This is a genomic window from Pseudomonas sp. R5-89-07 (assembly GCF_003851685.1).
Classification (GTDB): domain Bacteria; phylum Pseudomonadota; class Gammaproteobacteria; order Pseudomonadales; family Pseudomonadaceae; genus Aquipseudomonas.
Genome location: NZ_CP027727.1, coordinates 668,290 through 692,624, shown reverse-complemented (window position 1 = coordinate 692,624; position 24,335 = coordinate 668,290). Strand labels below are relative to the sequence as shown.

The 24,335-nt window shown below is 61.9% G+C and carries 26 protein-coding genes and 1 pseudogene; 21 read left to right on the top strand and 6 right to left on the bottom strand.

Features of this window, described 5'->3' with window-relative positions; all coding sequences use genetic code 11:
- Positions 1-117 precede the first annotated feature (117 nt).
- The 11 genes and pseudogenes from urtB (at position 118) to ureC (ending at position 8,830) form a co-directional block, all read left to right on the top strand.
- A complete protein-coding gene (urtB, locus tag C4J94_RS02980) occupies positions 118-1,620 on the top strand; it encodes an urea ABC transporter permease subunit UrtB (protein ID WP_124384908.1) in 1,503 nt (500 codons plus the stop codon).
- Entirely contained in the window at positions 1,620-2,687 is a 1,068-nt protein-coding gene (gene urtC / locus C4J94_RS02975) for an urea ABC transporter permease subunit UrtC (RefSeq protein WP_124384907.1), read from the top strand. The genes urtB and urtC overlap by 1 nt, the downstream gene beginning before the upstream one ends.
- Positions 2,684-3,517: an urea ABC transporter ATP-binding protein UrtD gene (gene urtD / locus C4J94_RS02970; RefSeq protein ID WP_164485548.1), complete on the top strand. Its 834-nt coding sequence runs from the start codon at positions 2,684-2,686 to the stop codon at positions 3,515-3,517. Before urtC ends, urtD begins: the two co-directional genes overlap by 4 nt.
- A gap of 24 nt (positions 3,518-3,541) precedes the next feature.
- Positions 3,542-3,628 (top strand): annotated as a pseudogene (locus tag C4J94_RS27745) (outer membrane lipoprotein carrier protein LolA); the annotation flags it as partial.
- 22 nt (positions 3,629-3,650) lie between these two features.
- Complete coding sequence (gene urtE / locus C4J94_RS02965) at positions 3,651-4,349, top strand: urea ABC transporter ATP-binding subunit UrtE (protein WP_124384905.1); 699 nt, start codon at positions 3,651-3,653, stop codon at positions 4,347-4,349.
- A 30-nt stretch (positions 4,350-4,379) separates the two neighbouring features.
- Positions 4,380-5,219: an urease accessory protein UreD gene (locus C4J94_RS02960; RefSeq protein ID WP_124384904.1), complete on the top strand. Its 840-nt coding sequence runs from the start codon at positions 4,380-4,382 to the stop codon at positions 5,217-5,219.
- Positions 5,220-5,362: 143 nt separating this feature from the next.
- Positions 5,363-5,665, top strand: coding sequence for an urease subunit gamma (ureA, locus tag C4J94_RS02955; RefSeq protein ID WP_104501479.1), 303 nt, complete (start codon positions 5,363-5,365; stop codon positions 5,663-5,665).
- 9 nt (positions 5,666-5,674) lie between these two features.
- The gene (locus C4J94_RS02950; protein ID WP_124384903.1) at positions 5,675-6,187 is read left to right on the top strand and encodes a GNAT family N-acetyltransferase; all 513 of its coding nucleotides are present in this window, start codon (positions 5,675-5,677) and stop codon (positions 6,185-6,187) included.
- Positions 6,188-6,192: 5 nt separating this feature from the next.
- Positions 6,193-6,726 carry a GNAT family N-acetyltransferase gene (locus tag C4J94_RS02945; protein ID WP_124384902.1) on the top strand — a complete coding sequence of 178 codons (534 nt, stop codon included), beginning with the start codon at positions 6,193-6,195 and terminating at the stop codon, positions 6,724-6,726.
- Complete coding sequence (locus C4J94_RS02940; RefSeq protein ID WP_124384901.1) at positions 6,723-7,028, top strand: urease subunit beta; 306 nt, start codon at positions 6,723-6,725, stop codon at positions 7,026-7,028. The genes C4J94_RS02945 and C4J94_RS02940 overlap by 4 nt, the downstream gene beginning before the upstream one ends.
- A 101-nt stretch (positions 7,029-7,129) precedes the next feature.
- A complete protein-coding gene (gene ureC / locus C4J94_RS02935) occupies positions 7,130-8,830 on the top strand; it encodes an urease subunit alpha (RefSeq protein WP_124384900.1) in 1,701 nt (566 codons plus the stop codon).
- Positions 8,831-8,952: 122 nt separating this feature from the next.
- On the opposite strand, the gene C4J94_RS02930 is transcribed toward ureC, so the two are convergent.
- Entirely contained in the window at positions 8,953-9,891 is a 939-nt protein-coding gene (locus tag C4J94_RS02930) for a DnaJ C-terminal domain-containing protein (RefSeq protein WP_124384899.1), read from the bottom strand.
- A 236-nt stretch (positions 9,892-10,127) separates the two neighbouring features.
- Here C4J94_RS02930 and C4J94_RS02925 point away from each other — a divergent pair, with 236 nt between their 5' ends.
- Entirely contained in the window at positions 10,128-11,396 is a 1,269-nt protein-coding gene (locus tag C4J94_RS02925) for an Hsp70 family protein (RefSeq protein WP_124384898.1), read from the top strand.
- A 141-nt stretch (positions 11,397-11,537) separates the two neighbouring features.
- On the opposite strand, the gene C4J94_RS02920 is transcribed toward C4J94_RS02925, so the two are convergent.
- The 3 genes from C4J94_RS02920 to C4J94_RS02910 form a co-directional block, all read right to left on the bottom strand.
- Complete coding sequence (locus C4J94_RS02920) at positions 11,538-12,551, bottom strand: AI-2E family transporter (RefSeq protein ID WP_124384897.1); 1,014 nt, start codon at positions 12,549-12,551, stop codon at positions 11,538-11,540.
- A 174-nt stretch (positions 12,552-12,725) separates the two neighbouring features.
- Positions 12,726-13,025, bottom strand: coding sequence for a PsiF family protein (locus C4J94_RS02915; protein ID WP_124384896.1), 300 nt, complete (start codon positions 13,023-13,025; stop codon positions 12,726-12,728).
- Positions 13,026-13,096: 71 nt separating this feature from the next.
- Positions 13,097-13,885: a helix-turn-helix transcriptional regulator gene (locus tag C4J94_RS02910; RefSeq protein ID WP_124384895.1), complete on the bottom strand. Its 789-nt coding sequence runs from the start codon at positions 13,883-13,885 to the stop codon at positions 13,097-13,099.
- 97 nt (positions 13,886-13,982) lie between these two features.
- Here C4J94_RS02910 and C4J94_RS02905 point away from each other — a divergent pair, with 97 nt between their 5' ends.
- Positions 13,983-14,873: a DMT family transporter gene (locus tag C4J94_RS02905; protein ID WP_124384894.1), complete on the top strand. Its 891-nt coding sequence runs from the start codon at positions 13,983-13,985 to the stop codon at positions 14,871-14,873.
- A gap of 97 nt (positions 14,874-14,970) precedes the next feature.
- A complete protein-coding gene (locus C4J94_RS02900; RefSeq protein WP_124384893.1) occupies positions 14,971-15,501 on the top strand; it encodes a bacterioferritin in 531 nt (176 codons plus the stop codon).
- 132 nt (positions 15,502-15,633) lie between these two features.
- On the opposite strand, the gene C4J94_RS02895 is transcribed toward C4J94_RS02900, so the two are convergent.
- Complete coding sequence (locus C4J94_RS02895; RefSeq protein WP_124384892.1) at positions 15,634-17,703, bottom strand: AsmA family protein; 2,070 nt, start codon at positions 17,701-17,703, stop codon at positions 15,634-15,636.
- A gap of 357 nt (positions 17,704-18,060) precedes the next feature.
- Between C4J94_RS02895 and C4J94_RS02890 the strand changes: the two genes are divergently transcribed.
- The 7 genes from C4J94_RS02890 to C4J94_RS02860 all read left to right on the top strand — a co-directional run bounded on the left by C4J94_RS02890 (position 18,061) and on the right by C4J94_RS02860 (position 23,181).
- Positions 18,061-18,432 carry a hypothetical protein gene (locus C4J94_RS02890; protein ID WP_124384891.1) on the top strand — a complete coding sequence of 124 codons (372 nt, stop codon included), beginning with the start codon at positions 18,061-18,063 and terminating at the stop codon, positions 18,430-18,432.
- A 151-nt stretch (positions 18,433-18,583) separates the two neighbouring features.
- On the top strand, positions 18,584-19,216 hold the full coding sequence (locus C4J94_RS02885) for a TetR family transcriptional regulator (protein ID WP_124384890.1): 633 nt from the start codon (positions 18,584-18,586) through the stop codon (positions 19,214-19,216).
- A 297-nt stretch (positions 19,217-19,513) separates the two neighbouring features.
- Positions 19,514-20,014: an urease accessory protein UreE gene (ureE, locus tag C4J94_RS02880; RefSeq protein WP_124384889.1), complete on the top strand. Its 501-nt coding sequence runs from the start codon at positions 19,514-19,516 to the stop codon at positions 20,012-20,014.
- Positions 20,011-20,685, top strand: coding sequence for an urease accessory protein UreF (locus C4J94_RS02875; protein ID WP_124384888.1), 675 nt, complete (start codon positions 20,011-20,013; stop codon positions 20,683-20,685). The genes ureE and C4J94_RS02875 overlap by 4 nt, the downstream gene beginning before the upstream one ends.
- Positions 20,686-20,706: 21 nt before the next feature.
- Complete coding sequence (ureG, locus tag C4J94_RS02870) at positions 20,707-21,321, top strand: urease accessory protein UreG (protein WP_003188109.1); 615 nt, start codon at positions 20,707-20,709, stop codon at positions 21,319-21,321.
- Between the two features lie 20 nt (positions 21,322-21,341).
- On the top strand, positions 21,342-21,914 hold the full coding sequence (locus tag C4J94_RS02865; RefSeq protein WP_124384887.1) for a HupE/UreJ family protein: 573 nt from the start codon (positions 21,342-21,344) through the stop codon (positions 21,912-21,914).
- A gap of 169 nt (positions 21,915-22,083) precedes the next feature.
- The gene (locus tag C4J94_RS02860; RefSeq protein WP_124384886.1) at positions 22,084-23,181 is read left to right on the top strand and encodes an AGE family epimerase/isomerase; all 1,098 of its coding nucleotides are present in this window, start codon (positions 22,084-22,086) and stop codon (positions 23,179-23,181) included.
- 99 nt (positions 23,182-23,280) lie between these two features.
- Here the strand turns inward: C4J94_RS02860 and C4J94_RS02855 are convergent, their stop codons facing one another.
- Complete coding sequence (locus C4J94_RS02855; protein WP_124384885.1) at positions 23,281-24,186, bottom strand: cation diffusion facilitator family transporter; 906 nt, start codon at positions 24,184-24,186, stop codon at positions 23,281-23,283.
- Positions 24,187-24,335: the final 149 nt, after the last annotated feature.

Here is a 24,335-nt window from a genome sequence, read left to right as displayed (position 1 = left end):
ATGTGGGAGGGGGCTTGCCCCATAGCTGAGTATCAGGCACTGCCATGCTGACTGATACACCGCAATCGGGGGCAAGCCCCCTCCCACAATTGACCGCGTACGATCAGGACAATTTGTATGCCCACTGCCCTGCACCGTTTCATCCTTACAGCCCTGCTATTGCTGCCCTTGGGCGCACACGCCAGCGATGCCGAAGACTTCATCAACGCCAACCCGGCGCAGCAAGCCAAGCTCCTCCAGGACTGGGCCGCCCGGCCAGATCCTGCGCGTATCGAACTGGTGGACGCGCTGCAACAAGGCCAGCTCACGCTCAACGGGGAAACCAAGACCCTGCGCCTGAACAACCGCCTGCGTGGCCTGATCGACAATGTGCAGGCCAGCCAGCAATTGCTCGCGGCTGACCCCAAGGTGCGCCTTGATGCCGCGCGCACCCTGCAAAAAACGGCAGTGCCAGCCCAGCTGAAATTCCTCGACCAGCAGGTCGCCGCCGAGACCGATGAGGATGTGCACAGCGCCCTCAGCCTGGCCCTGGCCAACCTGCAACTGGTGGATACCGACCCGGTGGTGCGCCTCGCCGCCGTGCGCCTGCTTGGCAACACCGGTGACCCGCTGGCCCGCACGCGCCTGGAAACCTTGCTCGCGCCCGGCGTCGAAACCGATACCACCGTGCACACCGCCGCCGAGACCAGCCTGGCCCAGGTCAAACGTAAATTGATGGTCGGTGAGATCCTCGGCCAGGCCTTCAGCGGCATGTCGCTGGGTTCGATCCTGTTGCTCGCGGCGTTGGGCCTGGCGATCACCTTCGGCCTGCTGGGCGTGATCAATATGGCCCACGGCGAGATGCTGATGCTCGGCGCTTATTCCACCTATGTGGTGCAAATGCTGATGCAGCGCTACGTACCTCAAGCGATTGAATTCTATCCATTGATCGCGCTGCCGGTGGCGTTCTTTGTGACGGCTGCCATCGGCATGGCGCTGGAGCGTACGGTGATTCGTCACCTGTATGGCCGCCCGCTGGAAACCCTGCTCGCCACTTGGGGCATCAGCCTGATGCTGATCCAACTGGTGCGGTTGGTGTTTGGTGCACAGAACGTCGAAGTGTCCAACCCTGCCTGGCTCTCGGGGGGCATTCAGGTATTGCCTAACCTGGTGCTGCCGTACAACCGCATCGTGATCATCGCCTTTGCGCTGTTCGTGGTGGTGCTGACCTGGCTGCTGCTGAACAAGACGCGCCTGGGCCTGAACGTGCGCGCCGTCACCCAGAACCGCAACATGGCCGCCTGCTGCGGTGTGCCCACCGGGCGAGTGGACATGCTCGCCTTTGGCCTGGGCTCCGGCATCGCGGGGCTGGGCGGCGTCGCCCTGAGCCAGATCGGCAATGTCGGCCCGGACCTGGGCCAGAGCTACATCATCGACTCGTTCCTGGTGGTGGTGCTGGGCGGTGTAGGCCAGCTTGCCGGCAGCGTCACAGCGGCCTTCGGCCTGGGCATCGCCAACAAGATTCTCGAACCGCAGATCGGCGCCGTGCTCGGCAAGATCCTGATCCTCGCGCTGATCATTCTGTTTATCCAGAAACGCCCGCAGGGACTCTTCGCACTGAAAGGACGGGTGATCGACTGATGAACCAGCCACTGATGCTTACGGCCACGCAGAAAGCCGGCCCCAAGGTGACGATTGCCATCGGCGCGCTCCTGCTCGCGGTGCTGCTGGCGCTGCCGTTGCTGTCGCTGTTGCCGGCGGAAAATGTGTTTCACATCTCGGCCTATACCTTGACGCTGGTCGGCAAGATCCTCTGCTACGCCATCGTCGCCCTGGCGCTCGACCTGGTGTGGGGCTACGCCGGGATGCTGTCCCTGGGCCATGGGCTGTTCTTTGCCCTGGGCGGTTATGCGATGGGCATGTACCTGATGCGCCAGGCCTCCGGCGATGCGTTGCCGGCGTTCATGACGTTCTTGTCGTGGACCGAATTGCCCTGGTACTGGGCGGGCACCCAACACTTCTGGTGGGCGCTGTGCCTGGTGGTGCTGGCGCCGGGGCTACTGGCCCTGGTGTTCGGTTTCTTCGCCTTCCGCTCGCGGATCAAGGGCGTGTATTTCTCGATCATGACCCAGGCCCTGACCTTCGCCGGCATGCTGCTGTTCTTTCGCAACGAGACCGGGTTTGGCGGCAACAACGGCTTTACCAACTTTCGCAGCATCCTGGGCTTTGGCATCACCGAACCAGGCACCCGGGCGGTGCTGTTCGTGGCCACGGTGCTGCTGCTGGTGGCGAGCCTGTACATCGGCTGGCGCCTGGCCCGCAGCAAATTCGGGCGGGTGCTCACCGCCCTGCGGGACGCGGAAAACCGCCTGATGTTCTGCGGCTACGACCCGCGTGGCTTCAAGCTGTTCGTGTGGGTATTGAGCGCGGTGCTGTGCGGCTTGGCGGGGGCGTTGTATGTGCCGCAGGTGGGCATCATCAACCCCAGTGAAATGTCCCCGACCAACTCCATCGAAGCCGCCGTCTGGGTGGCCCTGGGCGGGCGTGGCAGCTTGATCGGCCCGTTGCTCGGCGCCGGCGTGGTCAATGGGATGAAGAGCTGGTTCACCGTGGCTTTCCCGGAATACTGGCTGTTCTTCCTCGGGGCGTTGTTCATCATCGTCACCCTGTACCTGCCCAAGGGCGTTATCGGCCTGCTGAAGAAATGAGGAACGTCATGCTTGAACCTATTTTCGACGCGGGCAGCGGCCGCGAGGCCATCGGTATCGGCCAGGCCGCGGGCAAAGGCCTGAACACCCGCCACGGCACCCTCCTGACCCTGGAAGACATCAGCGTCAGCTTCGATGGTTTCAAGGCGCTGAACGACCTCAACCTCTACATCGGCGTCGGCGAACTGCGCTGCATCATCGGCCCCAATGGCGCGGGCAAGACCACCTTGATGGACGTGATCACCGGCAAGACCCGGCCCAGCCATGGCAAGGCCTGGTTCGGCGAGACGCTGGACTTGACCGGCATGAGCGAAGTGCAGATCGCCCAGGCCGGCATTGGCCGCAAGTTCCAGAAACCCACGGTGTTCGAAGCCCTCAGCGTGTTCGAAAACCTTGAGCTGGCGCAGAACACCGACAAGTCCGTATGGGCCAGCCTGCGTGCGCGCTTGAGCGGTGAGCAGAAAGACCGCATCGACGAGGTGCTCGACACCATCCGCCTCACCGCCTCGGTACAGCGCCCGGCCGGGTTACTGTCCCACGGCCAGAAGCAGTTTCTGGAGATCGGCATGCTGTTGATGCAAGACCCACAACTGTTGCTGCTGGACGAACCGGTGGCCGGCATGACTGACGCCGAAACCGAATTCACCGCCGAACTGTTCAAGGGCCTGGCGGGCAAGCATTCGCTGATGGTGGTGGAGCATGACATGGGCTTTGTCGGCTCGATTGCCGACCATGTCACCGTGTTGCATCAGGGCAGCGTGCTGGCCGAGGGGTCGCTGGAACAGGTGCAGGAAAATGAGCGAGTGATCGAGGTGTACCTCGGTCGCTAAGGTGGTTTTCCTGTAGGAGCGAGCTTGCTCGCGAAGATCGTCAACGATAACGCGGGCATTCTGAATGCACGCGGCGCCCTCAGGTTTTTCGCGAGCAAGCTCGCTCCTACAGGGGATTGAGGAGGTTTTGAGAATGCTGCAAGTCGACAAGCTGCACCAATATTACGGCGGTAGCCACATCCTGCGCGGGCTGTCGTTTGACGTGAAGATCGGCGAAGTCACCTGCCTGCTCGGGCGTAACGGCGTGGGCAAGACCACCCTGCTCAAGTGCCTGATGGGCCTGCTGCCGGCCAAGGAAGGCGCGGTGAATTGGGAGGGCAAGCCGATCACCGGCTTCAAGCCGCACCAGCGCGTGCATGCAGGCATTGCCTACGTGCCCCAGGGCCGGGAAATTTTCGCGCGGCTGACGGTGGAAGAAAACCTGCTGATGGGCCTTTCGCGCTTCCCAGGCTCGCAAGCCAAGGAAGTGCCCGCCTTTATCTACGAACTGTTCCCGGTGTTGCTGCAGATGAAACACCGGCGCGGCGGCGATTTGTCCGGCGGCCAGCAGCAACAGCTGGCCATCGGCCGCGCCCTGGCCAGCCGCCCGCGACTGTTGATTCTCGATGAGCCCACCGAAGGCATCCAGCCGTCGGTGATCAAGGAGATCGGCGCGGTGATCAAGAAACTTGCGGCACGCGGCGATATGGCAATCCTGCTGGTGGAGCAGTTCTACGACTTCGCCGCTGAATTGGCCGACCAGTACCTGGTGATGTCCCGGGGCGAAATCGTGCAGCAGGGCCGTGGTGAAAATATGGAAAGCGAGGGTGTGCGCGGCCTGGTAACCATCTAATCTGTAGCGTCCTAACGATAAGCAAACACCATGAACCTGCCCGTTACCCCTGCCCTGTTCACCCCCAGCTGGCACGCCGCGCTGGAACTCGGCTACGCGCGTTTCGGCGACACCACACGCCCGGTACTGCGCCGCCACCTGGGCCCGCTGCGGGTGCAAAAACACCTGTACGCCGAAGGCCCCGAGGTGTGCCAGCACATCATCGTGCACCCGCCCGGCGGCATTGCCGGCGGCGATCGCCTCGATATCAGCGCGCACCTGGCCGAAGGCGCCTGGGCCCAATTGACCAGCCCCGGCGCGGCCAAGTGGTACCGCGCCAGCGGCCCTGCCTTCCAGCAGCTTGAGCTGACCGTGCAAGCCGGTGCGACGCTGGAATGGCTGCCCCAGGAAACCATTGTGTTCAGCGCCGCCCAGGCCGAACTGACCACCCGCATCGAACTGCACGGCGACGCGCGGTTGTTCTACTGGGACGTGGTCGCCCTCGGGCGTCCGGCCAGTGGCGAACGCTTCAACCTCGGCCACTTTCAATCACAGCTGGATATCCGTCGCGACGGCCAGTTGCTCTGGCACGAGCGCCAGCGCATTGTGGGCGACGATGGGCTGCTGGATTCGCCTATCGGGCTGGATGGGCAGCCGGTGTTTGCCACCTTGCTGGTGACCGGAGAAATCGACGCTCAACTGCTGGAACGCTGTCGCTCACTGCCCCACGCGGTGCGCGGTGACCTGACCCAACTGCCCGGTTTGCTGGTTGCACGCTGCCTGGCCAGTGAAGCGCTGCAGGCGCGGGGTTGGTTGATTGATTTATGGCGGCTGTTACGCCCGGCGCTGCTTGGCCGCGAAGCAGTCGCACCACGAATCTGGAGCACATGAAGATCAATGTGGGAGGGGGCTTGCCCCCGATGGCTGAGTGTCAGGCAATGCACCTGCTACTGACCCCCCGCTATCGGGGGCAAGCCCCCTCCCACATTTGATCTTCATTGTATTTATGAATGTATTTCACGACGGACTGAACCATGGACCTGACCCCACGGGAAAAAGACAAACTGCTGATCTTCACCGCAGGCCTGGTGGCTGAACGCCGCCTGGCGCGGGGTGTGAAGCTCAACTACCCGGAAACCATCGCCTATATTTCCGCCGCACTGATGGAAGGCGCCCGCGATGGCCGCACCGTGGCTGACCTGATGCACTACGGCACCACCCTGCTCAACCGTGAACAAGTAATGGAAGGCATCCCGGAAATGATCCCGGATATCCAGGTGGAAGCCACCTTCCCGGACGGCACCAAGCTGGTCACCGTCCACCAACCCATCGCTTGAGGCACGGCCATGATTCGTGATGCAACCGAACACGACCTGCCGGCGATCCGCGACATCTACAACGATGCCGTGCTGAACACTACCGCGATCTGGAACGAACAACCGGTGGACCTGGCGAACCGCCAGGCCTGGTTCAGTGCACGCCAGGCCCAGGGCTATCCAATCCTGGTGGCCGTGGAAAACGCTGAGGTCACCGGCTACGCCTCATTCGGCGACTGGCGGCCCTTCGAAGGTTTCCGCTACAGCGTCGAACACTCGGTGTACGTGCGCAACGACCAACGCGGCAAGGGCCTCGGCCCGCGCTTGATGGCGGCCCTGATCGAACGCGCGCGCGGCTGCGACAAGCATGTGATGGTCGCGGCCATCGAAAGCGGCAATCTGGCCTCGATCCGCCTGCACGAACGCCTGGGGTTCATCACCACCGGGCAGATGCCGCAAGTGGGTATCAAGTTCGGCCGCTGGCTCGACCTGACCTTTATGCAACTGGCCTTGAATCCGGGCGCCGAACCGCCCAAGGAGTGAGATCGATGAGCGCTGCGCAACTGCGTCGAGTCAACGCTGAAAGCTTTGCCCACTACCGCCTCGGCTTGATCGAGCTGTTGCTGGACGCGGTCCGGCATGGCGCCTCGGTGGGCTTCATGGCCGACTTCGATGAAGCCCAGGCACGCGAGTACCTGACCGGCGTGCAAGCCGGCATCGAAGAGGCCAGCCTGCTGCTGTGGGTGGTGGTGCGCGATGAGCAAGTGATCGCCAGCGTGCAGTTGGCGCTGTGCCAGAAAGCCAATGGGTTGAACCGCGCCGAGGTGCAAAAACTGCTGGTGCACAGCAGTGCGCGGCGCCACGGCCTGGGCCAGCAATTGATGAATGCCCTGGAGCTCGCCGCCCGCCAGCATAAGCGCGGCTTGCTGTACCTGGACACCGAAGCCGGCTCCGGCGCCGAGGCCTTCTACCAGTCGCTGCGCTACACCAAGGTCGGCGAATTGCCCGACTACTGCCAAAGCCCGGACGGGCGCTACAGCCCGACCGCTATCTACTTCAAGACCCTGGGGCAACCTGCATGATTCCTGGCGAATATCAGATCCAGCCTGGCGAGATCGAACTGAATGTGGGCCGGCGCACCCTCAGCCTGAGCGTGGCCAACAGCGGCGACCGGCCGATCCAGGTGGGCTCGCACTATCACTTTTTCGAGACCAACGATGCACTGGAGTTCGATCGTGCGGCCAGCCGTGGCATGCGCCTGAATATTCCGGCGGGGACGGCGGTGCGGTTTGAGCCGGGGCAGAGTCGGCAGGTGGAATTGGTGGATCTTGGCGGTGGAAGGCGGGTGTTCGGGTTTGCCGGGCGGGTCATGGGCGACCTTTAGGGCCTCATCGGGGGCAAGCCCCCTCCCACATTTAAAGGTGGGAGGGGCTTGCCCCCGATCGCGATCTCACATTCAACACATTTCTATCAGGGCAACCACACATGAAAATCACCCGCCAAGCCTACGCCGACATGTACGGCCCCACCGTTGGCGACAAGGTGCGCCTGGCTGACACCGAGCTGTTCGTCGAAGTGGAGCAGGACTTCACCGTCTATGGCGAAGAAGTCAAATTCGGTGGCGGCAAGGTGATCCGTGACGGCCAGGGCCAGAGCCAGTTGCTCGCCGATGAAGTGGTCGACACCCTGATCACCAACGCGCTGATCATCGACCACTGGGGCATCGTCAAGGCCGATGTGGGCTTGAAGAACGGCCGCATCCACGCCATCGGCAAAGCCGGCAACCCCGACATCCAGCCCGGCGTGACCATGGCCATCGGCGCCAGCACCGAAGTGATCGCCGGTGAAGGCATGATCCTCACCGCCGGCGGCATCGACTCCCATGTGCATTTCATCTGCCCGCAGCAGATCGAAGAGGCACTGACCAGCGGCGTCACCACCATGATCGGCGGCGGCACCGGTCCGGCCACTGGCACCAACGCCACCACCTGCACCTCGGGGCCCTGGCACCTGGCGCGCATGCTGCAGGCCAGCGATTCGTTCCCGATGAACATTGGCTTTACCGGCAAGGGCAACGCCAGCTTGCCGCAGCCGCTGGTGGAGCAGGTCAAGGCCGGCGCCATTGGCCTGAAGCTGCACGAAGACTGGGGCACCACGCCCGCCAGCATCGATAACTGCCTGAGCGTCGCCGACGAATACGACGTGCAGGTGGCGATCCACAGCGACACCCTCAACGAATCCGGCTTCGTCGAAACCACCCTCGCCGCGCTCAAGGGGCGCACCATTCACACCTACCACACCGAAGGCGCCGGTGGCGGCCACGCACCGGACATCATCAAGGCTTGCGGTTTCGCTAACGTGCTGCCCAGCTCCACCAACCCGACACGGCCGTTCACCCGCAACACCATCGACGAACACCTGGACATGCTGATGGTCTGCCATCACCTGGACCCGAGCATTGCCGAAGACGTGGCCTTCGCCGAAAGCCGCATCCGCCGCGAAACCATCGCCGCCGAAGACATCCTCCACGACCTCGGCGCGTTCTCGATGATCAGCTCCGACAGCCAGGCCATGGGCCGCGTCGGCGAAGTGATCACGCGCACCTGGCAGACCGCCGACAAGATGAAAAAGCAGCGCGGCCCGCTGCCGGGTGATGGCGTGGGCAACGATAACTTCCGCGCCAAGCGCTACATCGCCAAGTACACCATCAACCCGGCGATCACCCATGGCATCAGCCATATCGTCGGCTCCATCGAAGTCGGCAAATGGGCAGACCTGGTGCTGTGGCGCCCGGCGTTCTTCGGGATCAAGCCGACGCTGATCCTCAAGGGCGGCGCGATCGCTTCCAGCCTGATGGGGGACGCCAACGCCTCGATCCCGACACCGCAGCCGGTGCACTACCGACCGATGTTCGCCAGCTTCGGCAGCTCGCTGCATGCCACCAGCCTGACCTTTATCAGCCAGGCGGCACAGGACGCCGGCCTGCCTGAAGCGCTGGGTTTGAAAAAGCAGATTGCGGTGGTCAAGGGCTGCCGTGAAGTGCAGAAAACCGATCTGATCCACAACGACTACCTGCCCGATATCGAGGTGGATCCGCAGACGTATCAGGTCAAGGCTGACGGCGTGTTGCTATGGTGCGAGCCGGCCGACGTGCTGCCGATGGCACAGCGATACTTCCTGTTCTGACACCCGCCTCACTGTAGGAGCGAGCTTGCTCGCGAAGAACGTCAACGATAACGCGTACAAACTGAATAAACGCGGCGTCCTTGAGTGCTTCGCGAGCAAGCTCGCTCCTACAGTGAGTCAGCTTAGAAGTTCTCGCGCGGATTGAAGTTGGCTTTCTTGGCCAGCTCCTGCCACAACACTTTCACGTCGTCGTTGCCTGCCGGCGGCATCACCGCCTTGAGCTGAACGAACAAGAAGCCCCGCTGACCAGCCTTGTTCAGCAAACCGTGGCCCTTGGCGCGCATGCGCTGGCCGTTCTGGCTGCCGGCCGGTACCTTGAGGTTGATCTTGCCGGTCAACGTAGGCACCGTGACTTCCGCGCCCAGCGCCAATTCCCACGGCGCCAGCGGCAGGTTGATCACCAGGTTTTCGCCATCGACTTCAAATTTCGAGTGCGGCGCAAACTTGATGATCAGGTACAGATCACCATTGGCGCCTCCGCCAATACCTGGCGCGCCCTGGCCCTTGAGGCGGATGCGTTCACCGTCGGCCACACCGGCCGGAATCTTCACGTTCAGGCTCTTGACGGTATTGCTGACATGCCGGCCCGAGGCGTCGTATTGCGGCACTTGGAAGCTGATCTGCTTGGACTCCGTGGACAGCGTCTCCTCAAGGGACACCGACAACTGCATCTCCACATCCTGGCCCTTGCGCCCGGCGGGGCGACGCTGGCCACCGCCAAACCCGTCGCTGCGCGAGCCGAAGATGGAGCTGAAGAAGTCCGAGAAATCCTCAGTGCCCGCACCACCGCCAAAGCCGCCACGGCTCTGCCAGCCAGGTGGCCCCTGGAACGGCTGGCCATGCTGGCCATATTTGCGCAGCTCGTCATACTCGGCGCGCTTGTCGGCGCTCTTGAGCGCTTCATAGGCTTCGGACGCGTCCTTGAACTTGGCTTCGGCGTCCTTTTCCTTGCTCACGTCGGGGTGATATTTGCGCGCGAGCTTGCGATAGGCGGCTTTGATTTCCTTGTCATCGGCGCTCGGCTCGACACCCAGAATCTTGTAGTAATCTTTGAAATCCATCGGCGGTTCACCATCCTTAATCGAGATCGCACAGCCCGGACACAAGGTGCGCTGCTTTGCACGTGTTGAGTCTTGCGCCCTGGGGTGCGTCAAAGTGTTATCGGCACTTGCCGTATGCACCAGATGTGGGGGCAAATCCCACACTTTCAAGCACGATTTAACAGATGGTCGGCCTACGCATCCGGCGTCGACTGGCATACACTGCGCGGCCGTTTTTCGACCGGAACCCGATAGACATGAAAAACTCATCCCCAGCCCGTGCCTGCGGCATCGACTTCGGCACGTCCAACTCCACCGTCGGCTGGATCCGCCCCGGCGAGGAGACGCTTATTGCGCTGGAGGACGACAAGATCACCCTGCCGTCGGTGGTTTTCTTCAACTTCGAGGAGCGCCGCCCGGTGTACGGTCGCCTGGCGCTGCACGAATACCTGGAAAACTACGAAGGCCGCTTGATGCGCTCGCTCAAGAGCCTGCTGGGCTCCAAGCTGATCAAGCACGACACCAGCGTGCTCGGCACCGCAATGCCGTTCACCGACCTGCTGGCGCTGTTTATCGGCCAGCTCAAGAGCCGCGCCGAGGCCACCGCTGGCCGCGAGTTCGAAGAAGTGGTGCTGGGGCGCCCGGTGTTTTTTGTCGATGACGACCCGCTGGCCGACCAGGAAGCGGAAAACACCCTGGTCGACGTGGCCCGCAAGATCGGCTTCAAGGACATCTCGTTCCAGTACGAACCGATTGCCGCCGCGTTCGACTACGAGTCGACCATCGAGAAGGAAGAGCTGGTGCTGATCGTCGACATCGGCGGCGGTACGTCTGACTTTTCTTTGGTACGCCTGTCACCTGACCGTCGTCATAACGACAACCGCCAGAGCGACATCCTCGCCACCGGCGGCGTGCACATCGGCGGTACCGACTTCGACAAACAGCTCAGCCTGCAAGGCATGATGCCGCTGTTCGGCTATGGCAGCCGCATGAAAAGCGGCGCCTACATGCCCACCAGTCACCACATGAACCTGGCCACCTGGCACACCATCAACTCGGTGTACTCGCAAAAATCCCAGCTGGCCCTGGGCAGCATGCGCTATGACATCGAAGACACCGGCGGCATCGACCGCCTGTTCAAGCTGATCGAACAGCGTGCCGGGCACTGGCTGGCGATGGAGGTCGAAGAGACCAAGATCCAGCTGACCCACGAAGACAGCCGCCTGGTGTTGCTGGACCGGGTTGAGTCTGGATTGAGCGTGGAATTGAGCCGCACGCTGTTCGAGTCAGCCATCGACGGGCTGCTGGAACGGGTACGCGGCAGCGTTACCCAGTTGCTCAATGATGCATCGGTGGGCGTGGCCCAGGTGGACACAGTGTTCTTCACCGGCGGCTCCAGCGGCATCCCCGCCCTGCGCCACAGCATCTCGGCGATGCTGCCGAACGCGCGGCATTTGGAAGGCAACATCTTTGGCAGTATTGGCAGCGGGTTGGCGATTGAGGCCAGCAAACGTTACGGTTGCTGAGTTCCAGCTGAAATACCGTGGTGACTTCATCGGGGGCAAGCCCCCTCCCACACTGACCGTGTTTCACAAGTTGATCTGTGTAAACACAGTAAATGTGGGAGGGGCTTGCCCCCGATGGCTTCAGCCCAGGCGACACAGGACCTAAACCATTCCCCCCAGCTTCAACTCACTCTTCAAATACGCATAATAAATCGGCCCCGCCACCACCCCCGGCAAGCCGAACGCGGCTTCGAACACCAGCATCGCCAGCAGTAATTCCCACGACTTGGCACTGATCTGCCCACCCACGATGCGCGCGTTGAGGAAGTACTCGACCTTGTGGATCACGATCAGATACCCCAACGCCGCCACCGCGACCCAGATCGACAGCGACAAGGCGACAATCGTGATCAGGGTGTTGGACATCAAGTTGCCGATCACTGGCAGCAGGCCGAGCAGGAAGGTCAGCACGATCAGGGTTTTGGTCAGCGGCAGGTGAATGCCGCACAACGGCAGCACCACGGCGAGGAACACGGCGGTGAAGGCGGTGTTGAGCGCGGCGATCTTGATCTGGGCGAAGACGATGTTGCGAAACGCCTGGACCAGCAGGTGCAGGCGGTCGAACAACGCGGCGGCCAGGGGCTTGCGCTTGGTCAGGTCGGGCACGCGCTGCAGGGCGATGATCGCGCCGAGCACCATGCCGATCAACAAAGTGACGAACATATGGGCGGCATCTTTGCCCACCAGCTGCAGCTCGCTCAGGTGCTTGCTCAGCCAGTCGCCGATGGCCACGCGAAATTCGGCGGCGCTGGCGGGCAGGTAAGCATCGATGGACGGCGGTAACTGGCCGCGTGCACGGTCGACCACATGCATGAACTTATCCAGCGAGGCGCCGGGATTTTCCGCTTCGTGAAGCAGGAAGCTGATGGCGCCGGCAAAGATCAGCGTGAGTACGCTGACGATCAAGGTGCCGAGCAAGGCCACCGCCAGCCAGCGCGCACGCCGCCCTTCGATCAGCCGTTGCAGTTGGGGCGTGAGCATGTTGACCAGTTCATAGACCAACAGGCCGGCCAGCAGGCTGGGCAGCAGCTTCAGCGGCAGTACCAGCAGCAATCCGCCGAAAATGATGATGTAGCTGGCCAGCAACAACACATGACGCTGAGAAAACGTTGGCATACAGCCTCAAAACGAACGGCGTTAAAGGATATGTAGGAGCGAGCTTGCTCGCGAAGGTCGCCAACGATAACGCGTTTATTCTGAATAAACGCGGGGTAATTGAGTTCTTCGCGAGCAAGCTCGCTCCTACAGTGGGCTGTGTGCGAGTGTCTCAGCCTCTATGGCCTGGGGCCATCAATTCTTCAGGCAAGTGCTCATGAAGGTTTTGCGCGCATCACCGGCCAGCGCCTTGGTTTTCGCCGAGGCATTGCAGTCCTTCATTTTCTGCTGCTGCGGGGTCAGGGTCTTGGCGTCATTGGCCGCTGGGGCCGACAGGCAGGTCTTCATGAAGGCCTTGCGGTCGTCGCCCTTGAGGGTCTTGGTGGAGGCTTCGGCATTGCAGGTGGTCATTTTGTTTTGCTGGGCGGTGGCGGCAAAACCCTGGGAACACAGCAGCAGGCCCATCATCAACAGCGGAATACGCAGCATCTTCATGGAGTTTTCTCCCTGTTACCGCACCGAAGGGCGCGGCCTACAGCGCAGTGTAGTCAAAAGCTGTTACAACTTCACCGGCCACGAATATTCGTCCTGCGGTACTGCTCAGGCGTGCAGCCGGCATGGCGCTGGAACATCGCGATAAAAGCCGAAGCGCTGCTGTAGCCCAGGTCAAACGCCACATGCTGCACGCTGTGCTCGCTGTCGAGGGCTTCGATGGCCGCCAGGTAACGCAGGCGCTGGCGCCACTCACCAAAGCTCATGCCCAGTTCACGCACAAACTGACGCGCCAGGGTGCGCTCGCTCACATGCACCTGCTCGGCCCATTGCGCCAGCGGGCGGTTATCGCCAGGTTCGGCCTGCATGCCTTCCAGCACACCCAGCAGGCCGGCATGACGGGCGTAAGGCAGGAAGCCATCGTGGATCGGCGCCTGCTTGAGCTGGTCCACCAGTACCTGGGCCAGGCGAATATCGGCGTCGGTCTGCGGCTGATTGACATCGCGCAGGGCAAAATCCTTGAGGATGGCCTTGAGGATGTCACTGATCGCCAGGGTGCAAGGCTGCCGGGGCAGTTGCTCGCAAAGCTGCGGCGCCAGGCCCACCGAGTGGTAGACAATTGCCTCGGCGTTGTAGGAGCTGTGCTCGGTATGCGGCGGCACCCATACCGCGTACTGCGGCGGCGACATGAAACGACTGCCGGCCACTTCCATGCGCATCACCCCGCTGGCCGAATAGTCCAGCGAACCCCAGGCGTGCTGGTGCGGGGTGCATTCAGTGTCCGGGGCAAAGTCGGAGTAACGGAAGTACACGGGGCTGGGCAGGCTGGCGAAATCGGGCAGGCGTACGGTGTGTCTGGACATATTGTCTGGATTCAGCGGTGGGTTGTCTGGATCGCAGTATAGGCTTCGATCCAGACAGGGGATAATCCCGCCTCATCAACACACTGGATTGTTTTCGATGCAATACGCGTATCCCCTGCTGGCCATTTTTATCTGGGCAGGCAACACCGTGGTCAACAAGCTGGCGGTGGGTTCGATCTTCCCCGCTGAAATCGGCTTTTACCGCTGGCTGTTCGCGGCGCTGCTGTTTACCCCGTTCATGCTCAAGCCGGTGATCGCCAACTGGCCGCTGATCCGCCCGAACCTGGGCAAGATCTTCATCCTCGGCGTGCTGGGCATGGCCGTGTACCAGAGCCTGGCCTATTACGCGGCCACGCTGACCAGTGCCACCAACATGGGCATCATTCTCTCTCTGATGCCGCTGATGGCGCTGACCGCAGCCATCATCAGCCTGGGCCAGCGCCTGACCTTTGGCGCGCTGACGGGCGCCGTGCTGTCGTTCGCCGGCGTGGTGGTGGTGGTGTCATCCGGCAGCCTGGGCACGTTGCTGCAACATGGGGTCAACCTGGGTGACGGCATGATGTTGGTCGCCACCCTGGCCTACGCGGTCTACAGCACCTTGCTGAAAAAATGGCAGCTGCGCTTGCCGCCGTTGGTGCTGCTGTATTTGCAGGTGCTGGTGGCGGTGGTGGTGCTGTTGCCACTGTTCCTGTTCTCCACCAAGGCGGGCCTCGGCTGGGCGAACATTCCGCTGGTGTTGTATGCGTGTCTGCTGGCTTCGATGCTGGCGCCGCTGGCGTGGATGCATTCGGTGAAAGCCCTGGGCCCAAGCCGTACCACGTTGTTTTTCAACTTGCTGCCGTTGATTACCGCGTTGATTGCGGCGGTGGTGCTCAAGGAGGAGCTGGCGCTGTATCACGTGGTGGGTGGATTGCTGACCCTGGGCGGGGTGATCCTGTCGGAGCGCTGGACGACACCGGTCAGGCACTCTGCTGACACATCCGGTTAAATCCGATAAAACTTTTCGCCCCTGGCGGCACTCACAACCTGGAGCGACCACACCGGCAGAGCGTGGCGCAAAACCGGATTAGCCCCAGGAGATTGAGATGACTGAAGCACACTTGACTGACGTTGCGACCCTGCGCAGCCGCGCCCGCCAGAACGTCGAAAACGGTGCCGTGACCGAAGGCTATGACGCCGACCGCGAAGAAATCATCCGCCTGCTCAACGAAGCGCTGGCCACTGAACTGGTTTGCGTGTTGCGCTACAAGCGTCACTACTTCATGGCCAGCGGCCTGAAAGCCAGCGTCGCCGCCGATGAATTCCTGGAACACGCCACCCAGGAAGCCGAACACGCCGACAAACTTGCCGAGCGCATCGTGCAACTGGGCGGCGAGCCGGAATTCAACCCCGACCTGCTGTCGAAGAATTCCCACGCACAATACGTGGCGGGCAACTCGCTCAAGGAAATGGTCTACGAAGACCTGGTGGCCGAGCGGATTGCGGTGGACAGCTATCGCGAGATCATCCAGTACATCGGCGACAAAGACCCGACGACCCGTCGCATCTTCGAAGACATCCTGGCTCAGGAAGAAGAACACGCCGATGACATGGCGGATATTCTGCAGGACCTGTAACCCGCAACACCGAAAAACCAATGTGGGAGGGGGCCTGCTCCCGATGGCGGAGTGTCAGTCACTGGAGATATGGACTGCACCACCGCTATCGGGGGCAAGCCCCCTCCCACATTTGGTTTTACGTATTGCCAGTTAGCCTTTGACGGTCTTCGGCGCCTTACCTTCTTTCATTTGTTGCAGCAACGGTGCGCACTCATTGGGCTCGCCGCCACTTGGGGCAACCAGTGCGAGCAACCCGGCAGCCGGGCCGGCGATCACACCCAGGGCGACCATGCCCGCCCCGCGTAGCGCCAGGGGGATGGCCTTGACCCCGGCATTGGGTTTGATGAACGGCCCGTTCACATACAACGGCGAGCGCAGGGAGAACAGACGGAAGCCCTTGGACTCCGGCGTAATGGTCAAGTCCAACTGCTCGGTCGCCATATTCGCCGTGCCATCGACGTAGATGATCGCGTTCTCGGTATCGAACACGAACAAGCGTGTAGTCGCCAGGCCGGTCTTGATACCGAAGTTCGCCGCCGCGCAGTTGATCTTCACTTCTTTGTCACCAAACAGACGCCCTACCACGTAGTTGCCCACGTTGAGGCCGGCGATCTCCATCAGGCCACGGCTGATGGCGCCGTCGTTGATCAGCATCTTCAGGTCACCGTTGGAGGTGCCGAGCAGCGCCGCCACGGAGTTGCCGCGCCCGGAGATATCGGCGTCGCCGTTGAGCTCACCAAAGCTGGTTTTCATCGGTTCGAAGGTCGGGAACAACTGTTTGAGCTTGAAGTTGCGCGCCGTGAGTTTCGCCCGGCCTTCCATCGGTGTGGTGCGGCCATTCAAGCGGATCTGCGCGTCGAGCTTGCCGCCGGCCACGCCGAAGCGCAGAGGCTCAAGGCTCAGCTCGCCATCGTTGAGCACCAGGTGCGTATAGAGGTCGGTGAAGGGCAGCTCGGCGCTGTGCACAATGCGTTTGCCGGTGAACTCCACGTCGGCATCCATATCGCGCCAGCGCTCGGTGCGGAACTCCTCAACCGGTAGCACCTTGGTGGCCGGCTGCTTGCTTTCACCGCCGCGGGCTTTCTGCTTGGCGTTGGAGTCGGCGCCGATCAGGGGCGCCAGGTCATCCATCAGCAGCTGGTTGGATACCAGCGCGCCGCTGAGCTTGGGCCGTGGCTGGCTGGCGATGTAGGCCAGGTTGCCGTGGATGTCGCTGTTGCCGATCTTGCCGTTGAAGTTGTCGTAGCGAAAGGACGCGCCGCTGGCTTCATGCAGCTTGGCGATCAAATGGCCGTCGGTTGAATACGCCGGCGAATCCGGCAGCGTGACGCCGGTCAGCGGGTAGAGGTTGCCCAGGCTTGCACCGGCGAGCTTCAGGCGCAGGTCCAGGGCGCCGAGGTTAAGCGGGTCGGTCAGGGTGCCGGCCAGGGCGATGCTGGTGTCGGCGATCTTGACCTGGGCCTGCAGCGGGAACGGCTTGGCTGCGTCCTGCAAGGCGAGCAGGCCGCCGATCTTGCCAGTGCCGGCCAGAGCCTGACCGTGGTACTGGCCTTTGACCTTGAGGCCGAACGCATAGTCTTGCGGCGCCGAGCCTTTTTCCAGGGCCTTTTTCGCATCGGCGTCACCAACGATGTCACCGAAGGGAATCGGCTTGCCCAGCGGGTCGATGATCACATCGAGGCGGGTCTTGAGGGTCTGGTCGTCGAGGGTGACGTGGCCCTTGTCGAAGCCAATGGCGCCGATATCCACCTCCCAGCTGGAGGGCTCGGCGTTGGGGTCCTTGGGGTCGAACGTGAAGGTCCAGTTGGCCCGGCCATCGGCCAGGCGCTGCAGGTCGGCGCTCGGTTCGGTGAGGTCGATACGCGGAATCACGACGCGCTGCGCCAGCAACGCCAAGGGCGAAATACGCAACTCGACTTTCTTCAGCGTGACCATCTGCGGTTGCTTGGACCAGTCGGGGTTACCCAGGCTCAGGTCTTCGGCAATCACATGGGGCCATGGCACCCACGCCCGCCAGCCGCCTTCGTCGGGCTCACGCTGCCACACCACCGCCAGGTTGCCGTTGATGGCGAATGGGCGGTGCAACTCTTCGGAGACCTTGGCATTGAGGGGTGGCTTGATGCGGTTCCAGTCGAAGAACACCAGCACCAGTACCGCGATGGCTATTAACAGAACGAAGCTGGCGCAGCTCCAGGCGACGATTTTGCGAGTGCGCGTCATTGCACAAAACTCCTGAATACGACTGGCTGGTCAACAGCCTTTGACACAGCTTATAGGACTAGGACTGGCAAAGTGCCCGAGCGTTTAACGCAACGGCGGATTTAGCCGAAAAAAGCGATTTTCCTGATCAAGCAGACAAATTTTCTTCTGCACAGCGCACCGTTGTTACCCAGGTTCGTGTCGAAAATACCCACACCGGTGCAAAACCGCGTGCTTGAGAGACGCGTCCTAGAGCCTCCCGAGGGAACAATCAATTCTGTTGATTATTACCATTGTGTTTATGAACTTTTATATCGACTTATCAAGAGTAGCATTAGCCCTGTACCCACTTTATCGCCCTCCCAAGGAGCAACCCTCATGAAACGCCAAGTAATTGCTACCGTGCTGTTATCCATCCTGGCTTCCAGTGCCTTCGCCCTGCCAGCCGCCGAACAGGCCACGCCACAGAACAAGGCCCAAGCCGTCCAGTCCAGCCAGACCCTGGCTCGCAGCGGTTCGCAAGAAGATGAAAACCGTGACTACGCCAAAGGCGCTGTCGCTGAAAACGGTTCGGAACAGGCCAACAAACGAGCCTACACCGAAGGCCTGACCGAAGGTGGCAACGACCGCCTGCAAGAAAAAGGTCTGGTCGAAGGCGGCGCTGAACAAGCCAATGACCGCGCCTACACCCAGGGTATTGCCGAAGGCGGTGCCGACCGTCTGGAAGAACTGCATCAAGCACAGAGCTAAGCCCATGGTGGCCCATAAAAAAGCCCGATCAGTCGATCGGGCTTTCGCTTTTATATAGACCGCGTCACGTCTGCCCCCCGCCAGGTTCGACGCCGGCGAAGCGGTTTTGCTAGAGTGCGTCGCTGTACTTGCCGACAAAGCCCATCCGCTCATGCTGCCCCGTGCCGAACAAAAGCAACAGACTCGCCTCGCCTTGATGGACGCTGCCCGCCATCTGATGGAGTGCGGCCGTGGGTTTGGCAGCCTGAGCCTGCGTGAAGTGGCCAAGACAGCAGGCATCGTGCCCACCGGCTTCTATCGCCATTTCGCCGACATGGACCAGCTCGGGCTGGTATTGGTCAGTGAAGTCGGCCAGACCTTCCGCGCCACGATTCGCCTGGTGCGCCACAACGAATTCGTCATGGGCGGGATCATCGACGCGTCGGTGCGGATCTTTCTCGATGTGGTCTCGGCCAACCGTTCCCAGTTCCTGTTCCTGGCCCGCGAACAATACGGCGGCTGCCTGGCCGTGCGCCAAGCCATCGCAGCCCTGCGCGAAGACATCACCACCGACCTTGCGGCCGACCTCACGCTGATGCCCAAGCTGCAGCACCTGGATGCCGAAGGTTTGCACGTAATGGCCGACCTGATCGTTAAAAGCGTCTTCGCCACCCTGCCGGATATCATCGACCCGCCCGCCCACGCCTTGCCTGCCCACCTCACGCCCCAGGCGAAAATCACTCAGCAGTTGCGCTTCATCTTTATCGGCCTCAAGCATTGGCAAGGGCTGGGCAGCACCGAGTAGCCAGATCAGCCCGCCATGTAGAAGCGCTTGGCGGTGGATGTAGTCTGGAAAAACCTAAAAGTCGCTGCCACGAAAAAGATGAAAGAAGTTTCATGTAACCGCCGACTTCCTTCGGCGTAAACGCCCTCCTTCGGTGCTATAAATTTCAACACGCACCAATTTTAAACATTTTGTAAACGAGCTGACGCCCTATTCGGTGGCAAACCCGCGCCTGCCTACGGGTAATTCCTACATGCGTACGCGGTTGGCAAGGCCCTTGCTCTAGCTCCCTTATCGCTCTTAGCTGGAAACCTTCCGATGCTGGTGATCCACCGCCGAATCGCACCGCAACCCCTCTGGGCCGCCGAACTGCTGCTGAACTTCGAAGCCCGCAGCAAAAGCCGCCTGCGCTGTTTCAGTGCTGACGGAGAAGACGTCGGCCTGTTTTTGGAGCGCGGGCAACCACCGCTGCATGATGGCGAATTCCTACAGGCCGAAGACGGACGTGTCGTACGCGTCTGCGCCCGTCCTGAACACCTGCTGCACGTCACCTGCCGCAACGCCTTTGAACTGACCCGCGCCGCCTATCACCTGGGCAACCGCCATGTAGCCTTGCAGGTCGGCGATGGCTGGCTGCGCCTGCTCGATGACTATGTGCTCAAGGCCATGCTTGAACAGCTGGGCGCCGATGCACAAACCATCGAGGCGCCCTTCCATCCCGAACACGGGGCCTACGGCGGCGGTCATCATCACTCGCGCCATGGCGATGAAGATTTCAACTACGCGCCCAAGCTGCATCAGTTCGGCGTGCGCCCATGAACCCGGCCTGGGCGCTGTTGCGCCTGGCCAGTCCGCAATTGCCAATTGGCGGCTACAGCTATTCCCAGGGCCTGGAAATGGCCGTGGAGAACGGCCGCGTCAACGATGCCGCCAGCGCGCGACGCTGGATCAGCGATCAGTTGCTGCTCAACCTCGCGCGCTTCGAAGCGCCGTTGCTGCTCGCCCACTGCCGCGCCGCCGCTGACCAGGCCTGGCCACGCCTGGCGCAGCTGTGTGAAGAACACCGTGCCAGCCGCGAAACCCGCGAGCTGTATCAGGAGAGCCGGCAGATGGGCTACTCCCTGCAACAACTGCTCGCGGGCTTGCCGGAGCTGGACACCGCCGCCCGCACTTTTCTTGAGCAGCAACCTGAACCCCATCTGGCCCTCGGCTGGGCGCTGGCCGCGCGGGCCTGGGCAATCAGCCCCGACGACGCCCTCGCCGCCTGGCTATGGAGCTGGCTGGAAAATCAATTGGCCGTACTGATGAAGACCTTGCCGCTGGGCCAGCAAGCCGCACAGCGCCTGACCAGCGAGCTGCTGCCGTTGTTGCAGCAGGCCCAGCAGGCGGCCGGCCACATCGAACCCGATCATCTGGGCAGCGCCGCCTTTGGCCTGTCTTTGGCGTGCATGGCCCATGAACGCCAGTACAGCCGCCTGTTCCGTTCCTGAGGCTTTTTTGGAGAACCCGCTATGAACACACAACCCCTGCGCGTCGGCATCGGCGGCCCGGTAGGCTCCGGCAAGACCGCCCTGACCCTGGCCCTGTGCCTGGCGCTGCGCGACCGCTACAACCTGGCGGTGGTCACCAACGACATCTACACCCGCGAAGACGCCGACTTCCTGGTGCGCAACCAGGCCCTGGCGCCGGAGCGCATCATCGGCGTGGAAACCGGCGGCTGCCCGCACACGGCGATCCGCGAAGATGCCTCGATCAACCTGGAGGCCGTGGACCAGCTCAACCGCCGCTTTCCAGGCCTGGACCTGATTCTGGTGGAGTCTGGCGGCGACAACCTGTCCGCCACGTTCAGCCCCGAACTGTCAGACCTGACCATCTACGTCATCGATGTATCCGCTGGTGACAAGCTGCCGCGCAAGGGTGGGCCCGGTATTTGCAAATCCGACCTGCTGGTGATCAACAAGATCGACCTCGCGCCGCTGGTGGGTGCCTCGCTGGAATTGATGAACAGCGACACCCAACGCATGCGCAACGGCAAACCCTTTGTGTTCAGCAACCAGAAAACCGGCGTCGGCCTGGATGACATCGTCGCCTTCATCGAACGTCAAGGCCTGCTGACTGCTGCCTGATTTCCCTACGGAGCCTGTTTATGAACCTCAAGAAACTGTTCGCTGCCGCTGCTTTGCTGCTGGCCCCCGCCCTCGCCTTCGCTCACCCGGGCCACGGCGACAACGGCCTGGTCGCCGGCATCAGCCACCCGCTGGGCGGTCTTGACCACCTGCTGGCCATGGTTGCGGTCGGGCTGTGGGCGGCGCAGCAAAAAGGCAATGCACGTTGGGCGCTGCCTTGCGCGTTTGTCGGCACTATGTTGATCGGCGGCATGTTGGGTTTCGAAGGCCTCCAATTGCCGGCGCTGGAAAGCGGGATTGCCGCCTCGGTGCTGGCCCTGGGCCTGGCGGTGGCACTGGCGGTGCGGCCACCGTTGTTTGTGGCGGTGGGCGCGACGGCACTGTTTGCGCTGTTTCACGGCGTGGCCCATGGCTTGGAGCTGCCGGACATGTCCAGCCCCTGGGCGTATGCGGCCGGGTTTGTCGGCGCGACCGCAGCGCTGCACGCGGCGGGTTATGCCGTGGTGCGCTTGCTGCCAGCGGCGGCCGCGCCGTTGGTGCGAGTGGCGGGGGCTGCTTCCGCAGCGACTGGGGTCTGGTTGCTGGCAGGCTGATCTTCAGCGCTGCTGGGGCCTCATCGGGGGCAAGCCCCCTCCCACACTGTGATGTGTGAATACATTCAAATGTGGGAGGGGGCTTGCCCCCGATAGCGGTGCCACAGACAACACAGTTCCCAAGCCTGATACCATGCGCGCCACACCCCTGCCGTGACGACGCCAGCCGATGCCCCAACCTCTCTTGAATTCCGTGCTCACGCACTTCCACGACCTGATCGTGCCGCTCTGGCAAGGCCCGGGCTGGAATGCCGACCTGGCGTTGCCATACGAAGCTCTGGACGCCGACCACCACCCACTGCCCCCGCAACGCTACCGCGCCATGGCCTGCGCCCGGCAGTTGTACCTGTTCGCCAGCCTGATCGGCGAGCCCGGTGCAGCCTTTGCCGAGGAACGCGCCGCCGCGCTGTTTCGTTCACTGCAGCGGCACTTCCACGACGCCGAGCATGGCGGCTGGTTCTACAGCATCGACCCGGCCGGGCAGCCGCTGGATAAACGCAAAGACCTCTACACCCACGCCTTCATCATCTTCGCCTGCGCCCATTACTGGGCCAAGGTACGCGAACCCTTGGTGGAGTCGGTGCTCAATGCCGCGCTGGCGGTGGTGGCCGAACGCTTTGCCACGGGCGACGGCCTGTACGAGGCGGTGCTGGAGCGCAACTGGTCAAGCCTCGACTCCGGCCCCTTGCAGAACCCGCTGATGCACCTCGCCGAAGGCTTTCTCGCCACGCTGGCAGTGCGTGAAGATGCCATCACGCGCGACGCCCTGCTGGACCTGGCCAGCGCCCTGCAAAAGCGCTTTATCGACCGCCAGCACGGCGTGATGATGGAAAAACCCTTAGGCGCTGTGGATAACTGGTTCGAGCCAGGGCACCAGTTCGAATGGTTCTTTTTGCTCGAATCGTCGGATGTGCTGCGGGGTACGCCGCTGCATGCCTCACTGACGCGAGCGTTCGAATATGCCGAGCAATGCGGTGTGGATAAGAGCGGTGCGGTCAGCGGCATGCTCGCCCTGGACGGCAGCGTGCGCGACGGCACGCAACGTATCTGGGCCCAGGCAGAATACCTGCGGGCCTTGACCTTGCGGCCCGGCAGTGAAGCGGTGTTACAGCGCCAGTTGCTGGCGCTGCAAAGCAACTTCCTGCATGACAAGGGCTGGCACGAATGCCTGGATGCCCAGGGCTTGGTGAGCCGGCGGGACATGCCTTCTACCACGCCTTATCATTTGGCTACTTGCTATCAGGGGCTGATCCGGCATCTGGGCTGAGCTTCAGGGCCTCATCGGGGGCAAGCCCCTCCCACACTTTGATTTGTGAATACATTCAAATGTGGGAGGGGGCTTGCCCCCGATAGCCTCACCTCGGTCTCACGCAATCCACTTGCGATCCCCGGTAAAGCTGATCGTCAGCCAGCGCGCCGCATCCGGCGTGCCGAGCCCTGTGGATATCTCTTCGCGCAGCCGGTCCAGGGTGGCGACGTTATCTACCGGGTAATCCGCCGGCAACACCACATGGATTTCGATGAACCGCGCGCGCCCGTGCTTTTGCACATAGGACACGTAATCGTCGAAGCCATGCCTGGCCTGGGCCGCATCCATCACTTCGCGCACTGTGTCATCCAGGTGGTCCGGGGCAATCCCCAATACTTCACGCAACGCCGGGCGCAGGATCTTGAACGCCGGCGCCAGCATGCTCAGGGCCAGCAGAATCAGGATCAGCGGGTCGACATACACCGCCCACTCGCCATAGCCCTGGGACTTGAGTAGCAGTGCCGCCAGAAAGCTGATCAACAAGCCCACCGACAGCATCGCGTCCACCAGCCAACTGATGTTGTCGAACTGGATCAGCGAGGATTTCAAGCGGCGATTGCGGTAGCGCACGTAGAAGAAGTAGGCAAACTCCACCACGGTAAACAACGCCGCGTAAACAATCACCAGGCCCAGCTCGATCTCGCGCCCGCCATTGATGATGCCGAACACGCCGTTGAGGAACGCATAGATGGCGATCAACAACAGAAAGCTGCCTTCGATCAACAGCACCATGGGCTCCAGGTGCCAGTAGCCGAACTGGAAACGCTCGTTGCTTTTCTTGGCGATCAGCTTGGCCGTGATCAGCATCAGCACCTTGATGGCGGTGGCGATCAGCGAGAAAAAGCCGTCGAACAGAATGGATTGGGCGCCGGATATCACACCCGTGACAATCCCGGCGATCGCGACCGCGAACATCAGGATGGTCGATTGTTTGAGCAGTGCCTGCTCACCTCGGTTACTCACATTTCCTCCCGTCAAAACCTTTAAACCGCACAGTGCGGAGGGTTTTCAGGAGTGGAGTGTACCTTATGCCCTGTTTTTGGCAGTTTTGACGCCATCGGGGGCAAGCCCCCTCCCTCCTTTTGATTTGTGAATACATTCAAATGTGGGAG